The following is a 14430-nucleotide window of genomic DNA, read 5'->3' as shown; positions in this document are numbered from 1 at the left end:
GAGCAAGCTCCCTCGCCACAGGGTATTGCGGGCGCTGTGAGTAACCAATTGTTTCATCTGGTAGGCTCGGCAGATTACGCCTTCCGTTCCAAGCACAAAAGGTACAGTTGATGACGAACCCGCGCCGCGCCGTATTCCTCGATCACCCGTCACTGGATCTCGGCGATCTCGACCTCAGCCCGTTGCGCGCCTGCTTCAGCGACCTGCAACTGTTCGCCCAGACTGCGCCTGATCAAGTCGCCGAACGCCTGCACGGGGCCAGCGTGGCGATCACCAACAAGATCCGCATCGATGCCGCCGCGATGGCCGCCAACCCGGATCTGCAACTGATCCTGATCACCGCCACCGGCACCAACAACGTCGATCTGGACGCGGCTCGCGCCCATGGCATCACCGTGTGCAACTGTCAGGGTTACGGCACGCCGTCGGTAGCGCAGCACACGATCATGCTGCTGCTCAACCTCGCCACCCGCCTCGCGGATTATCAAAAAGCGGTCGGCGAAGGTCGCTGGCAGCAGGCCAGACAGTTCTGCCTGCTCGACTATCCGATCGTCGAACTGGAGGGCAAAACCCTTGGCATGCTTGGTCACGGTGAGCTCGGCGGCGCGGTCGCGCGTCTGGCCGAAGCGTTTGGCATGCGCGTGCTGCTCGGGCAGATTCCCGGCCGCCCGGCTCGCCCGGATCGCCTGCCATTGGACGAACTGCTGCCGCAAATCGACGCCCTGACCCTGCACTGCCCGCTCAATGAACACACCCGACACTTCATCGGTGCACGCGAACTGGCGGCGATGAAACCCAGCGCCTTCGTGGTCAACACCGCCCGTGGCGGCTTGATCGACGAACAGGCCCTGGCTGATGCCCTGCGCAACGGTCACCTCGGCGGCGCGGCCACCGATGTGCTCAGCGTGGAACCGCCGGTCAATGGCAATCCGTTGCTCGCCGCCGATATTCCCCGGCTGATCGTCACCCCGCACAACGCCTGGGGCAGCCGTGAAGCGCGGCAGCGTATCGTCGGCCAATTGACCGAAAACGCCCGGGCATTCTTCAGCGGTACAGCGCTGCGGGTCGTCAGTTGATAAACTACGGCACTTTTTTTCCAGGGAGCAGTTATGGATCCGCGCAGTGAAGTACTGCTTCGTCAGGCCGAGTTATTCCAGGGTTCGCTGTTGTTGGCCGGGTTGCCCGCCGACGATCTGCTCGGGCGCCTGCCCAATGCGTTCGGCTGGTGCTGGCATGCCGGCGATCAAGCCGCCCTCGATGCACGTTTCGAAGGTCGCAGCCATTTCGGTGTGAACGTGCCGGAGCGCGAGTTCGACAGCGCCGTGGTGTTTTTGCCCAAGTCCAAGGACCTGACCGATTACATCCTCAATGCCGTGGCCGCACGTCTGCCCGGGCGCGAGGTGTTTCTGGTCGGGGAAAAACGCAGCGGCATCGAGGGTGCATCCAAGCAGCTCAACCCGTTCGGCAAGCCGCGCAAGCTCGACAGCGCGCGCCATTGCCAGCTGTGGCAAGTCACCGTGGCCAACGCGCCTGAAGCAAAATCACTGGAAAGCCTGGCGCAGACTTATGAGCTGCCACTGGCCGAAGGCCCGTTGAAAGTCATCAGCCTGCCGGGCGTGTTCAGCCATGGCCGACTGGATCGCGGCAGCGCCCTGCTGCTGGAGCATCTGGACAAACTGCCGAGCGGTCATCTGCTGGATTTCGGCTGTGGCGCCGGAGTTTTGGGCGCGGCGGTCAAACGTCGTTATCCGCACAATCAGGTGACTTTGCTCGACGTCGATGCCTTCGCCGCCGCCAGCAGTCGCCTGACGTTAGCGGCCAACGGTCTGGACGCCGAAGTGCTGACCGGTGACGGTATCGACGCTGCACCGATGGGTTTGAACGCGATTCTGAGCAACCCGCCGTTCCACGTCGGCGTGCACACCGATTATTTCGCTACCGAGAACTTGCTGCGAAAAGCGGCAAAACATCTGAAAAACGGCGGCGAACTGCGCCTTGTTGCGAACAGCTTCCTGAAGTATCAGCCACTGATCGAAGAGCATCTGGGCGTGTGCGCGATCAAGGCCGAAGGCAATGGTTTCCGGATTTACCGGGCCAAGCGCGGCTGAAAATTTGTTCTTGCTCTATCGGTTTTGCGAAGGCAGAATCCGCTCCGTCCTAGGGGAGTAGTCTCCCACGAGCGCCAAGCTCGTCCGGCATACGTCAACATACTTGATCCTCAGATCATGGCGTATGCGACCCAAGCGTCCGCACCAGACGGATCGCAGGGTTTGACAAGACCTATGACACGCACACCTTACCCGGGGCGGGAAGGCTGTACGTGTCATAGCCGTGTCGACCCGCCCCTTAGGAAAATCCTGATGCTGGACTCGTTACTCGTTCCCACCGCAATCGTTGCCTTGGCCGAAATCGGCGACAAGACGCAACTGCTCGCGCTGATTCTCGCCGCTCGCTTTCGCAAACCCTGGCCGATCATTGCCGGTATCGTCGCTGCGACCCTGGCCAACCACGCGGCAGCCGGTGCGGTAGGCGCCTGGTTCGGCAGCTTCTTCTCCGATTCGGTGCTGCACTGGATTCTCGCCGCGAGCTTCACCGCCACTGCGCTGTGGACGCTGGTCCCGGACAAGATGGACGACGATGAAGCCAGCACCGCACGCAAGTTCGGGCCCTTCCTGACCACGCTGATCGCATTCTTCCTGGCGGAAATCGGTGACAAGACACAGATCGCCACGGTGATGCTGGCGGCACAATATCCGGAGCTGTGGCTGGTGATCATCGGGACGACGGCGGGCATGTTAATTGCCAACGTGCCGGTGGTATTGGCCGGTAACTTTGCTGCGGAGAAATTGCCACTGACCTTGATCCGTCGCCTGGCGGCTTCGGCGTTCTTCATTCTGGCGATCGTGGCGGTGTACAAGGCGATGCAGAGCAGTGGCTGGGTTTAATTCCGGCCTGAAGTAACACTGAACTGTGGCGAGGGAGCTTGCTCCCGCTCGGCGGCGCAGCCGTCGCAAACCCTGCTAATACGGGTTAACTGTTAATCCGTGATTGTAGGGTTTGGGGCCGCTTCGCAGCCCAGCGGGAGCAAGCTCCCTCGCCACAAAAGCAGGTTCGCCTTGCCTGGGTTCTGATCAGGACTTCGGCGCTTTCTCGTACAACGGCATCACCTTCGGAATCGCTGCCTGCAACGAAGCGATACGGCTGGTCGAGGCCGGGTGAGTGCTCATGAACTCCGGCGGTGCACCTTCCGAGGCCTTGCTCATCTTGTTCCACAAGGTGATCGCAGCATTCGGGTTGTAGCCGGCGCGGGCGGCCAGTTCCAGACCGATCAGGTCGGCTTCGTTTTCGTTGGCGCGGCTGTTGGGCAAGGTCATGCCGTAGTTGGCCACGGTGTCGGCCAGCGCCAGACTGTCCTGACCCAGACCGAGCAACGCACCGGCACCCTGCTTGGCCATTTCAATGCCATAGGCTTTGGACATCGCTTCACGACCGTGCTCGCGCAGGGCGTGGGCGATTTCATGGCCCATGACCGCCGCGATTTCATCGTCGGTCAGCTTCAGGCTGTCGATCAGCCCGGTGTAGAAAATGATCTTGCCGCCAGGCCCGCAGTTGGCGTTGAGCTCGTCGCTCTTGATCAGATTGACTTCCCACTGCCACTGCGCCGCATCCGGGCGGAAGTTCGGTGCCTGGGCGATCAGCCGGTTGGCAATCGCCTGAACCCGCTTGGCCTCCGGGCTGGTCTTGTCCAGCACGCCTTTGCTCGACGCCTCGCCGACGGTCTTCTGATAGGACTGGGCGTACATCTGGTCGACCTCTTGCGAGGACAGCATGCTGAACATGTACTGCTTGCGCTCCACACCGACGGCTCCGCCGCTGGTGGTGTTGACCGACTGACAACCGGCCAGCAACAGCGCTGCGCTCAGTGCACTTACAACCAATGTCTTGTTCATTCAAAAGCTCCCTGAAAACCTGCCGCGTATCCTAGGGGGTGAATTGTATCGGCGCCAGATACAACAGACGTGTTGCAGCGTCTTTCGGAAGTTTCCCACCGCTGTTGTCGTAAAAAATTCACAGCAACCGGCAAGTCTGCTGCCGCTGCGTCGCGCACCGATCCATTTGCGACATCCTCCGCCCTTTGTTCCGCTCAACGCTCATGGCGCCATGCCTGCTGCCGATACAACAGCGCAGACGTCCTCTTGCGTGCGGAGCTCCCATGAAGTTCAAGTCGATCCAGTTTTCCGTCGCCGCCCTGGCCGGCGCCATCGTCCTCAGCGTGGTCGCCGCGCTGGTGCTGTACGCGCTGTTTTCCGGTGCCCGCACTCAAGACATGGTGCAACAGCGCACTCAGGCGCAGTTCGAACAAGTCATCGAACAACGCCTGACCTCTCTGGCGCAGACCCAGGTCAGCCAGATCCAGCGCGAACTCGAAGCGCCGCTGCTGATTGCCGGCGGACTGGTGCGGGTCAACGCGCTGCTCGGCACACCGGGCGCCGACGGCCAGCCGCGCCTGAGCGTCAGCCGCGAGCAACTGATCAGCCTGATCAAGGAGAACGTCGAGCAGAACCCGAAGATTCTCGGCACCTACATCGGCTGGGAAAAAAACGCACTGGACCACAATGACGCGGCCTACGTCGGCAGCGCCGTGACCGGTATCGATCCCGCCAACGGACGCTTCCTGCCGTGGTGGTTCCGCAATACCGACGGCAGTCTGGGCGTGGACAAACTGGCCGATGTCGACGATCAGAAAACCCTGTCCACCGGGGTGCGCGCCAGTGAGTACTACCTCTGCTCCAAGGAAACGAAAAAGCCCTGCGTGATCGATCCGGCGCCGTACAAGGTCGGCGACAAGGTCGTGATGCTCGCCTCGTTCATTGAACCGATCATGCTCAACGGCGCATTCCAGGGCATCGTCGGCGCCGACCTGTCGGTGAACTTCATCCAGGACATGCTCCTCGGCGCCAACCAGAAGTTGTACAGCGGCGCCGGGCAGATGGCCCTGATCGGCGGCAACGGCCGGATCGTTGCCTACACCCAGGACCCGAGTAAATTCGGTGAGAAGGTCAGCGACATTCTCGACGCCGAGCAGATCGCCAACATGGCCAATCTCAAACGTGGCGAAGTCACCTACTCCGTCAACAAGGACAAGGGCCGCATCGAGCTGTACCTGCCGTTCGGCATCGGCCAGACCGACGCGCGCTGGACCCTGATGCTGCAACTGCCGCTGAACGCGGTGATGGCGGATCTGCAGAAACTCCAGGCCGACCTCGATGCCCAGCGCAAATCCGACACCTTCGGCATGGCCATGGTCGGCTTGATCATCGCCGCCATCGGCCTGCTGGTGATCTGGCTGGTGGGTCACGGCATCGCCCGCCCCCTGAAGCAGATGGTCGCCATGCTCGATGACATTGCCAAAGGTGAAGGCGATCTGACCCGCCGCCTGAGCAGTGATCGCAGCGATGAACTGGGCTCGATTGCCAAGGGCTTCAACACCTTCCTCGCCAAATTGCAGGCGATGATCACGCAGGTGGTGACGTCAGTGCAGAGCGTCAGCGATTCCTCCGAACACACCGCCGACATTGCGATTCGCACCAACATCGGCATTCAGAAACAGATGGCCGAGATCGATCAGGTCGCCACCGCGGTGCAGGAGATGACCGCCACCGCGCAAGACGTGGCGCGCAACGCCACTCAGGCTGCGCAAGCCGCCAGCCACGCGGATCAGGCTGCCGGCCAAGGCATGCAGATCGTACGTGATACGTCGAACTCGATTGGCGTACTGGCGGTGGAAATCGGCAAAGCAGTGGAGGTGGTGCAGACGCTGGCCAAGGACAGTGAAAACATCAATGCGATCCTCACCGCGATTCGCGGGATCGCCGAGCAGACTAACCTGCTGGCATTGAACGCGGCAATCGAAGCGGCGCGGGCCGGCGAACAGGGGCGCGGCTTTGCCGTGGTGGCGGACGAGGTGCGCAATCTGGCGCAGAAAACCCAGAAGGCCACCGAAGAAATCCAGAGCATGATCCAGCAATTGCAACAGGGCACCCGCGATGTGGTGCGGGTCATGGAAGACAGCCAGAACCGCACCGACGAAAGCGTGCAGCACGCGGCGAAAGCCGCTGAAGCGCTGGAGACGATTACTCAGGCGGTGTCGGTGATCAATGACATGAACACGCAGATTGCCAGTGCGGCGGAAGAACAGAGCGCAGTGGCGGATGACATCAACCGCAACGTGATCATTATCGGTCAGGTGGCGAATGAAGTGGCGGGCGGTGCGGATGAGTCGAGTTCGGCCAGTGCGGGTCTGACTAAATTGGCGGAGCAGCAGCGGCGGTTGATCAATCAGTTCAAGGTCTGAAAAGCGAAAAGCCCCTCACCCTAACCCTCTCCCAGAGGGAGAGGGGACTGACTGGGGGATATTGACGAAATACACCGACTTGAACGCTCAGCTTTGAATCCATAATCGACTGGTTATTTCAGGTCGATGTATGACGGGAGACAGCTCGGTCAGTCCCCTCTCCCTCTGGGAGAGGGTTAGGGTGAGGGGCTTTTGACTTAACCCGGGGTCAGACACTCCGGCCCATTGAGCTTCGGATCATTCACCAGATTCGCCAGCACCCGCTCGCGCAACGCGGCCGGCTCACTGGCGAGCAAACCCTGCAGCACATGCAACGGCGTCGCAGGATCGAGCCAGGCCGCCTGCCCCGCCTCATCGAGAATCAACGGTCGGCGCTGACTGGCCGCCGGCTGCGTGATGACCGCGGTGCTCAGCCACACTTGCTCCTGCACCGGATACGCCTCCCAGATCGCCGCAAAAAACAGCGACGAACCCTCCCCCGGCGTCAACCAGTACGGACGCTTGCGCAGGTTGCCGCGCCATTCGTAGAAACCGTTGGCCGGCAGCAGGCAGCGGCGCAGGCGCAGCGCCTCGCGAAACATCGGCTGTTCGGCCACGGTTTCGGCCCGGGCATGCGCCGGGGTTCGCGACAGATCGGTCAGCCAAGGCGGCGTCAGGCCCCAGCGGGCGCGGGCCAGCGTGCGTTGGCCGTCGGCCTCGGCACGCAGCATCAACACCGAATCATTGGGGGAAATGTTCCACTGCGCCTGCTGATCGGCGGGAAATCCGGGCAGGGCCGCAAAATCGCGGTTCCAGCGAAACAGGGCATAACGTCCACACATGGGGCAACACGACTCAAAAGTAAAACGAACGTCAGCCTAACAGACCAGTGTCCCGGGGAAGCTCTCCGGTTCATCGCCGGGCAGCGGCAGCGCGGCATTGTACGCGGTGATCAGTTCGCGGGCGTACTCGGCCTGATCGTTTTCGACCGACAGACCGAGCAGGCCGAAAATCGGCAATTCGCCCGTGCCGCCGAGCAGATCGCGGCCCACCAGGTGCGCCTCGATGCCTTCACTGGCGAGCATGCCCTTGAGCATCTCGCCTTCCATCAGGTTTTCCGGCTCGTAGATTCGCTGCATGCGCGCCCCTCACTCGTTTTCGCTGAAGACTTCCAGAAACCAATCCTCGCCATGCACCTGCAAGACAAACGTGATCGGTCGACAACACACCTGACAGTCCTCGATGTAGGTCTGATCGCCTGCGGACAAGTCCACTGTCGTCTCGACCGTCTCCCCACAATAAGGACATTCGTATTCAGCGGCTTCCAGCATCGCGGTCTCCCAGGTGACTTGTGCGTATAATCGCCGGTCTATTTGCAGGGCTATTTTTGTCTGGCTACTTTTTCAGACCGTGCCCCGCGGGTTTTCGATCAAAACCTTTACTTACCCTAGCCGTTTCCAACAAGAGAGCATGATGGGCGAATTCGATGCCATCCGACCTTACGACGACAGCGAAGTACCTGCGGTACTGGCAAGACTGCTCGGCGACAAGGCGTTTCTAGATATCCTCACCCACTTCCGCTTCCCGCGTTTTGCCGGTGCCTTCGGCTGGATGCTCAAACCACTTATAGCCCATCGGCTGCGTCGTGAGTTTGCCGACGTGACCTCCGTGGCCACTTTGCAGGACAAAGTCGAGTTCTACGTCGACCACACCATCGAGCGCGCCACTGATGGCGTGACCTACACCGGTGTCGAGCAATTCAAGTCCGGCAGCGCCTACCTGTTCATCGCCAACCACCGCGACATCGTGATGGACCCGGCCTTCGTCAACTACGCGGTGTACCACGCCGGCCTGCCGACGCCGCGCATCGCGATCGGCGACAACCTGCTGCAAAAGCCCTTCGTCAGCGATCTGATGCGCCTGAACAAGAGCTTTATCGTGCACCGCTCGATCACCGGGCGTCGCGAGAAGATGGCGGCGTATCAGTTGTTGTCGGCTTACATCAACCACTCGATCCGCAATGATTGCGCCTCGATCTGGATCGCCCAGGCCGAGGGCCGGGCGAAGGATGGCGACGACCGTACCGAGTCGGCGATCCTCAAGATGTTCCACATGAGCCGCAAGGACGAGCCGTTCGGCGAAGTGATTCAGTCGCTGAACCTGACCCCGGTGTCGATCAGTTACGAATACGACCCGTGCGACCAGGCCAAGGCCCGCGAGCTGTACATCCGCGCCACCACCGGCACCTACGCCAAGGCGCCGGGCGAGGATGACGTGAGCATTGCCAAGGGCATCACCGGCTACAAGGGTCGGGTGCACGTGAACTTCGCCGCACCGATCACCGAGCTGTTCGAAGACACCAAGCAATTGGCGGTCGAGATGGACAAGCAGATTCTCGGCGGATATCGCCTGTTCCCGGTGCATTACCTGGCGTATGCGATGTGGGCCGATGCCGATCCGCAATTGAACGTGCCGAAGGCCGCCGAGATGTTCCCGGCGGACGAACTGGCCAAGGCGCAGGAAGAATGGCAGCGCCGCCTGGACGCCTGCCCGCAGGAGCACCGTCCGTATCTGGTGCTGCAATATGCGACGCCGGTGCGTAATCAGTACCGCGTAAAAGCCGGGTTGCCGTTGTAAAACCTGTTGGCAAATCACACTGTGGCGAGGGAGCTTGCTCCCGCTGGGCTGCGCAGCGGCCCCAAGTTTTTTGTGAGCGCTACGCACTCAGCGGGAGCAAGCTCCCTCGCCACAAAATTGCGCATCAGATTCAGAAGCGCGTACTGATCCAGGAAACGATCAGCGCCAGCCCGAGGCAGGCAAAACCGAAGCGGTAGAAAAAGCGGTTCATGCGCAACGTCGCCCAATCCAGAATCGGTTCGGCGTTGGGCTGGGCCTGGCGTTGCGCGGCGATGCTGGCCATGGCGCGTTGTTCACGACGGCGGGTCGCGTGCAGCAGCCAACTGCCCGGGAAGGCCAGGGCCAGCGCCAGCAGGTTGATCAATTTGGCGGGATGGGCAGTAAACAGCGTCATCAAGTGCAGCGACATCACAGACCTCGGAACTGAATCGGTGTGGCAGACGCCCGATCGACGACTGCGGCGCGGATTCTACCGAAACCCTCCGCCACCACCCTACCCTTTGCGACAAATAACCTGACAATCGACCGATGGCTGTCCTGTGTCACGGCATCGTCATTTACATCGGCCACCATGCGCGCCTCGAAACACACATGGAACGCGACATGCTGCACGCCGAAAACCAGGATCGCCTGTACCTCATCACCCCGACCGACGAACAACAAAGCCTCGTCGGCAGCCTTGCCTTCAATGTTCAGGATCGCCACTGGCTGGTGTATTGCGCCCTCGGTGGGCATCAGCATGCGGATTTGCCGGAGACGGATTTGCTGACGGGTGTCAGCGTGCTTGATTTTTATTCCCAAGCAGCCTGAAAAGTAAAAGCTCCCTCACCCTAACCCTCTCCCGGAGGGAGAGGGGACTGACCGAGTTGTTTATTCGAGGTGCATCGACCTGAAAACTCGAGGTGAACGCCGGTTCTGAAAAGCCCCCGATCGGCTCCCTTCCCCCTCGCCCCCCTGGGGGAGAGGGCTGGGGTGAGGGGGTACGATTCCATGCCCCACAAAAAAGCCCGGGGCCATCACTGGCACCGGGCTTTTTCACGTCAGCCGCACAGCTTACTCGGCGAGGATCTGACCCACGGTCGGGTCCTTGAACAGACGGGTCAGGGCATCGCTCAACACGTCGCTGACCAGCTTGGTGTTGGTTTCCTGGTTCGGCGCCATGCCGAAACGCTGGTCCAGCGAAGCACCGTAGCGGCCACTGTAGCGACGATTGCCGCTCTGCACGTCGGAGCGGAAGGTCGCGCCGATGGTGGCTTCGGTCACGTACATGCCTTCTTTCGGCGACTGGTACTTCAGCTCGGTCAGGGTCACGGTCAGTTGCGGTGCGTTCATCCCGTTGCTGGTCGGGGTGAAGCCGAGCAGACGCACGGCGGCTTCAGCCTGAGCCTGCAACTTGGGCAGTATCTGCTCACGCTGCACGGTGATCGCGCTGGTTTCCGGGTACAGGCCGCCGCGAGTGCCGAGGGTTGGCGACGGACGACCGTCAACCACGCGCACCACCGCTTGCTGGCCATGGCCGACCGGGGCCAACTGGGTTGTCAGCTTCGGTTCCGGGCTCAGTTGTTGCGGGCTGTGGGCGCAGCCAACCAGGGTCAAACTGGTCACAGTGATCAAACCGAACAACAGGCGTTGCAACATGCTCTTTTCTCCAGAATCAGGCACAGACAGGCCGGCAGTATAGCGGTGGGCCACTGCGGGTCACCAGCACTCGACAGTGAATACTGAAATGTCTGACAAACCCTCGGGAAAGCGGTTCCTGTCACAGATTATTCACCGCCCATACACCTTGGCGTCACGGCCACCTGGCAAGCTTCAAACCAGCCCTCCAACAAGGTACTCGGCCATGCGCTATCTGATCTCGTTGTTCGCTCCACGCCCGTTGCACCGCAGCTTTGCCCTGCTCGACCGCAACGGTCATTGCCAGGCATTCAAGCAATGCAGCCTGCAACCGATGGGCGATGGCTGGGTGGAAATCGAAGAAATCCGTCTCAACTGGTTGCACCAGCCACTGCCCGCCAGCGCCCGCGTCATACCGTCGCAACCCCGCGCACGCGTGCAAGCGATGTTAAGCATCTGACCGGATGCCTAATAAAAGTCATTAAACACGAGCAACTGCCCGCATTTCTTCGATACAATCTCCCCCCGATTATAAGGACGTCTCCTGATCGGGCCCCGCAACAGCGTCAATGCGCATGCATCGACACCCAAATCGCCCACAGAGAGCCGCCCACACAGATCGAGTGAAGTTGGCGCGCTTGCCTGTTCTTCCGGCAAAAACCCCGCTTTTCGCGAATCTGCAGAGCTGTCATGACGCTCGGCCACCGCGTTGTTTTGCCCTTTGCGGGCAGGGTGCCAGGCCTGGACAGCCCTTTTTTGAGGTTCACGTCTTCAAAAGAGCGTGAAAAAAACGGGTTTTCACAACTTCACAAGAGTGTGGCGAGCAAATGAAAAGTTTTGCGTCTGAACATGCACCATTAGCGTCTGAAACAGCCCAACGACACAGGACCGGGTATACCTCGAACATCGGAGCCTGAAGCCTGTCCGCTACGGATTTGGTTGCACAAAAACGGATGTCTCGACCATAAGTCGAATTGCCAGCCGCGTGCTGAAATGAGTTCATGGAGCTCTTGAAGCCAGGCCGCATGCATCCGTCGAAGTTGCGAAAAATTGCGAAGATTCGGACATGACGAACCTGACCATGGGTATCCGGGGCGCAACTGACCTGCCCCGTCACTCCCTGGCAGCCATGCCGACAATTTGGTGCTGCAGATTTTGGAGACGCGTTAAATGGCGCATAACGAAGCAGTCGACGTAGTTCTGGTTGGGGCCGGCATCATGAGTGCCACCCTGGCAGTACTGCTCAAAGAGCTCGACCCGGCGATCAAGCTGGAAGTCGTCGAGTTGATGGATTCCGGTGCTGCGGAGAGTTCCAACCCGTGGAACAACGCCGGTACCGGCCACGCCGGCCTGTGCGAGCTGAACTACACCCCGCAGGCAGCCGACGGCAGCGTCGACATCAAGAAAGCCGTGCACATCAACACCCAGTTCGAAGTGTCCAAGCAGTTCTGGTCGTACCTGACCAAGAAAGGCACCTTCGGCTCGTGCAAATCCTTCATCAGCCCGGTGCCGCACCTGAGCTTCGTTCAGGGTGACAAAGGCGTGTCGTTCCTCAAGGAACGCTTCAACGTGCTGCACAAGCACCACGCCTTCGCCGACATGGAATACACCGAAGACAAGGCCAAGATGGCCGAGTGGATGCCGCTGATGATGCCGGGCCGCTCGCCAGACGAAGTCCTGGCCGCGACCCGCGTGATGAACGGCACCGACGTCAACTTCGGCGCCCTGACCAATCAGTTGCTCAAGCACCTGACCAGCGCACCGGACACCCAGGTCAAGTACTGCAAGCGCGTCACCGGCCTCAAGCGTAACGGCGCCGGCTGGACCGTCAGCATCAAGGACGTCAACAGCGGCGCCAGCCGTGAAGTCGACGCCAAGTTCGTTTTCCTCGGCGCCGGTGGCGCGGCCCTGCCGCTGCTGCAGGCTTCGGGCATCGAAGAAAGCAAAGGCTTCGGCGGCTTCCCGATCAGCGGCCAGTGGCTGCGTTGCGACAACCCGGAAGTGGTCAAGCACCATCAGGCCAAGGTCTACAGCCAGGCCGCGGTGGGCTCGCCGCCAATGTCGGTGCCGCACCTGGACACCCGTGTGGTCGATGGCAAGAAATCCCTGCTGTTCGGGCCATACGCCGGCTTCACCACCAAGTTCCTCAAGCACGGCTCCTTCATGGACCTGCCGCTGTCGGTTCGCGCCGGCAACATCGGACCGATGCTGGCGGTGGCGAAAAACAACATGGACCTGACCAAGTACCTGGTCAGCGAAGTGATGCAATCGATGGAGCAGCGCCTGGATTCCCTGCGCCGCTTCTACCCGGAGGCGAAAGCCGAAGACTGGCGCCTGGAAGTGGCCGGCCAACGGGTACAGATCATCAAGAAAGACCCGAAAAAGGGCGGCATCCTGCAATTCGGTACCGAACTGGTCGCTGCGAAGGACGGTTCCCTCGCCGCCCTGCTCGGCGCTTCGCCAGGCGCTTCAGTGACCGTTTCGATCATGCTGGAGCTGATCGAGAAATGCTTCCCGGCCAAGGCCAAGGGTGAGTGGGCGGCCAAACTGGCGGAGATCTTCCCGGCCCGCGAGAAAGTCCTGGAAACCGATGCTGCGCTGTATCGCAAGATCAACACGCAGAACAACATCGCTCTGGAACTGGTTGAAGAAAGCAGCGAGACCCCAAGCTTCGCTTGACCTTGCAGCATAAAAAAACGCCCCGTACTCAGTGAGTGCGGGGCGTTTTTTTATGGCCGAAATTTGAAACACTGACCTCTGTGGCGAGGGAGCTTGCTCCCGCTTGAGTGCGCAGCGCTCACAAGAGTTTGGGGCCGCTGCGCATCCCGGCGGGAGCAAGCTCCCTCGCCACAGGGATGGTGTCAGGCGCGGGCTTTTTCGATCAGTTCGATGTAGTCCGGGGCGTTGCGCTGATCGGCGATCAGCTCAACGAAGGTCTGACCGTGCTCATCCTTGCCATCCACGTCATAACCGGCGGCCACGAAGAACGTCAGGAAGCGCTCGAAATCGTCGATGCGCAGGCCACGGTAGGCCTTGACCAGTTTGTGCAGCGACGGCGAAGTGGCGTCGACCGGTTCAAAATCGAGGAACAGCTTGATCTGCTCATCGCCGATCTCGTCACCAATCACCTGTTTCTTATCTTTACGCATTGCCGACTCCAGCTCGCAGACATTACACGGGGCGGGCAGTTTACCCCTGCCCTGCCACCCGGCTCAACGCGAACGAACGGCCCCGGTGTGCAGATCGGCCCAGATGTGGCCATTGGCATAACTGAGGAACTGTACATACACGGTGTCGTTGCGCAGCAGATCGATCACCACCCGGTACTGGGCCAGCGGGTAGAACAGGGTCAGGGTTTTGCTCTTGTCGTCATAAACCGGTTTTTTCAGGCTTTTGCTTTCGCCATCGAAATTGACCAGCACCTGGGCGATGGTTGCGCCCTTGTTCAGCGACTTGCCCTTGAGGCGAATCATCAGCGGCGACGTGACCGGAATCGGCTGCTGGTTGGACTGGCGTTGCGCACCGACCACCACCGAATAATCGGTGACTTGCAGCAGTTGTTGCTGTTCGGGTTCGGCATCGCGCAGGGTCAGGTCGTCCGGCGGCAGGAATTGGCTGTGCATCGGGGCGGCGGCCAGGGGCAGGCTGAGGGTCAGCAACAGGGCGGCAAGGCTGCGGAACAGAAGGCTCATGACAGGCTCCGGGGGGCGGGGCCGAGCACTCTAGCATGGGTATCACGCAAACAAATGTAGGAGTGAGCCTGCTCGCGATAGCGGTCTGTCAGCAACGTTGATGTTGGCTGATACGACGCTATCGCGAGCAGGCTCACTCCTACAGGGGAT

At 60.7% G+C, this 14430-nt stretch carries 16 protein-coding genes, 1 pseudogene and 1 riboswitch; of the genes and pseudogenes, 9 read left to right on the top strand and 8 right to left on the bottom strand.

Translation table 11 applies throughout. The features are described from left to right. The first annotated feature begins 110 nt into the window (after positions 1-110). From ACIP8I_RS22475 to ACIP8I_RS22465, 3 genes are all read left to right on the top strand, one after another. The gene (locus ACIP8I_RS22475) at positions 111-1076 is read left to right on the top strand and encodes a 2-hydroxyacid dehydrogenase (protein ID WP_400764048.1); all 966 of its coding nucleotides are present in this window, start codon (positions 111-113) and stop codon (positions 1074-1076) included. Positions 1077-1109: 33 nt separating this feature from the next. Beyond that, the gene (locus ACIP8I_RS22470) at positions 1110-2108 is read left to right on the top strand and encodes a class I SAM-dependent methyltransferase (protein WP_027612205.1); all 999 of its coding nucleotides are present in this window, start codon (positions 1110-1112) and stop codon (positions 2106-2108) included. 40 nt (positions 2109-2148) lie between these two features. Continuing rightward, positions 2149-2271: riboswitch (yybP-ykoY riboswitch) on the top strand. Positions 2272-2360: 89 nt separating this feature from the next. After that, positions 2361-2945: a TMEM165/GDT1 family protein gene (locus ACIP8I_RS22465; protein WP_007967721.1), complete on the top strand. Its 585-nt coding sequence runs from the start codon at positions 2361-2363 to the stop codon at positions 2943-2945. Between the two features lie 186 nt (positions 2946-3131). On the opposite strand, the gene ACIP8I_RS22460 is transcribed toward ACIP8I_RS22465, so the two are convergent. Continuing rightward, positions 3132-3950 carry a M48 family metallopeptidase gene (locus ACIP8I_RS22460; protein ID WP_226501164.1) on the bottom strand — a complete coding sequence of 273 codons (819 nt, stop codon included), beginning with the start codon at positions 3948-3950 and terminating at the stop codon, positions 3132-3134. 203 nt (positions 3951-4153) lie between these two features. Between ACIP8I_RS22460 and ACIP8I_RS22455 the strand changes: the two are divergent. Continuing rightward, a pseudogene (locus ACIP8I_RS22455) lies at positions 4154-5500 on the top strand (HAMP domain-containing protein); the annotation flags it as partial. 12 nt (positions 5501-5512) lie between these two features. Then, entirely contained in the window at positions 5513-6355 is an 843-nt protein-coding gene (locus ACIP8I_RS22450; protein ID WP_400764070.1) for a methyl-accepting chemotaxis protein, read from the top strand. A gap of 197 nt (positions 6356-6552) precedes the next feature. On the opposite strand, the gene ACIP8I_RS22445 is transcribed toward ACIP8I_RS22450, so the two are convergent. The 3 genes from ACIP8I_RS22445 to ACIP8I_RS22435 are packed head-to-tail and all read right to left on the bottom strand — an operon-like array spanning position 6553 to position 7665. After that, positions 6553-7176, bottom strand: a complete 624-nt coding sequence (locus ACIP8I_RS22445; protein WP_007967716.1) for an SOS response-associated peptidase — start codon at positions 7174-7176, stop codon at positions 6553-6555. Positions 7177-7212: 36 nt separating this feature from the next. Next, positions 7213-7473 (bottom strand): putative signal transducing protein, encoded by a 261-nt coding sequence (locus ACIP8I_RS22440; protein ID WP_003228093.1) that lies wholly within the window; start codon positions 7471-7473, stop codon positions 7213-7215. A 9-nt stretch (positions 7474-7482) separates the two neighbouring features. Then, positions 7483-7665 carry a CPXCG motif-containing cysteine-rich protein gene (locus ACIP8I_RS22435; RefSeq protein ID WP_400764044.1) on the bottom strand — a complete coding sequence of 61 codons (183 nt, stop codon included), beginning with the start codon at positions 7663-7665 and terminating at the stop codon, positions 7483-7485. Between the two features lie 142 nt (positions 7666-7807). On the opposite strand from ACIP8I_RS22435, the gene ACIP8I_RS22430 reads away from it, so the two are divergent. Beyond that, on the top strand, positions 7808-8971 hold the full coding sequence (locus ACIP8I_RS22430; protein ID WP_400764041.1) for a 1-acyl-sn-glycerol-3-phosphate acyltransferase: 1164 nt from the start codon (positions 7808-7810) through the stop codon (positions 8969-8971). A gap of 130 nt (positions 8972-9101) precedes the next feature. Here ACIP8I_RS22430 and ACIP8I_RS22425 read toward each other — a convergent pair whose 3' ends face one another. Next, the gene (locus ACIP8I_RS22425) at positions 9102-9380 is read right to left on the bottom strand and encodes a hypothetical protein (RefSeq protein ID WP_007967709.1); all 279 of its coding nucleotides are present in this window, start codon (positions 9378-9380) and stop codon (positions 9102-9104) included. 194 nt (positions 9381-9574) lie between these two features. Here ACIP8I_RS22425 and ACIP8I_RS22420 point away from each other — a divergent pair, with 194 nt between their 5' ends. Further along, positions 9575-9781 carry a hypothetical protein gene (locus ACIP8I_RS22420; RefSeq protein WP_027612213.1) on the top strand — a complete coding sequence of 69 codons (207 nt, stop codon included), beginning with the start codon at positions 9575-9577 and terminating at the stop codon, positions 9779-9781. Positions 9782-10024: 243 nt separating this feature from the next. On the opposite strand, the gene ACIP8I_RS22415 is transcribed toward ACIP8I_RS22420, so the two are convergent. Continuing rightward, a complete protein-coding gene (locus ACIP8I_RS22415; protein ID WP_400764039.1) occupies positions 10025-10609 on the bottom strand; it encodes a YajG family lipoprotein in 585 nt (194 codons plus the stop codon). Positions 10610-10814: 205 nt separating this feature from the next. Between ACIP8I_RS22415 and ACIP8I_RS22410 the strand changes: the two genes are divergently transcribed. Beyond that, positions 10815-11048, top strand: a complete 234-nt coding sequence (locus ACIP8I_RS22410; RefSeq protein WP_003228102.1) for a hypothetical protein — start codon at positions 10815-10817, stop codon at positions 11046-11048. Positions 11049-11758: 710 nt separating this feature from the next. After that, positions 11759-13267, top strand: coding sequence for a malate dehydrogenase (quinone) (gene mqo / locus ACIP8I_RS22405; protein ID WP_007967703.1), 1509 nt, complete (start codon positions 11759-11761; stop codon positions 13265-13267). 182 nt (positions 13268-13449) lie between these two features. Here mqo and ACIP8I_RS22400 read toward each other — a convergent pair whose 3' ends face one another. Then, positions 13450-13737 carry a PA4642 family protein gene (locus ACIP8I_RS22400; protein WP_400764036.1) on the bottom strand — a complete coding sequence of 96 codons (288 nt, stop codon included), beginning with the start codon at positions 13735-13737 and terminating at the stop codon, positions 13450-13452. Positions 13738-13800: 63 nt separating this feature from the next. Beyond that, complete coding sequence (locus tag ACIP8I_RS22395; RefSeq protein WP_400764033.1) at positions 13801-14280, bottom strand: hypothetical protein; 480 nt, start codon at positions 14278-14280, stop codon at positions 13801-13803. Positions 14281-14430: the final 150 nt, after the last annotated feature.

Source organism: Pseudomonas sp. NPDC088414 (assembly GCF_044753325.1).
Lineage (GTDB): Bacteria > Pseudomonadota > Gammaproteobacteria > Pseudomonadales > Pseudomonadaceae > Aquipseudomonas.
The sequence above is the reverse complement of the archived record's forward strand: the minus strand, read 5'-3'. Positions and strand labels throughout refer to the sequence as shown.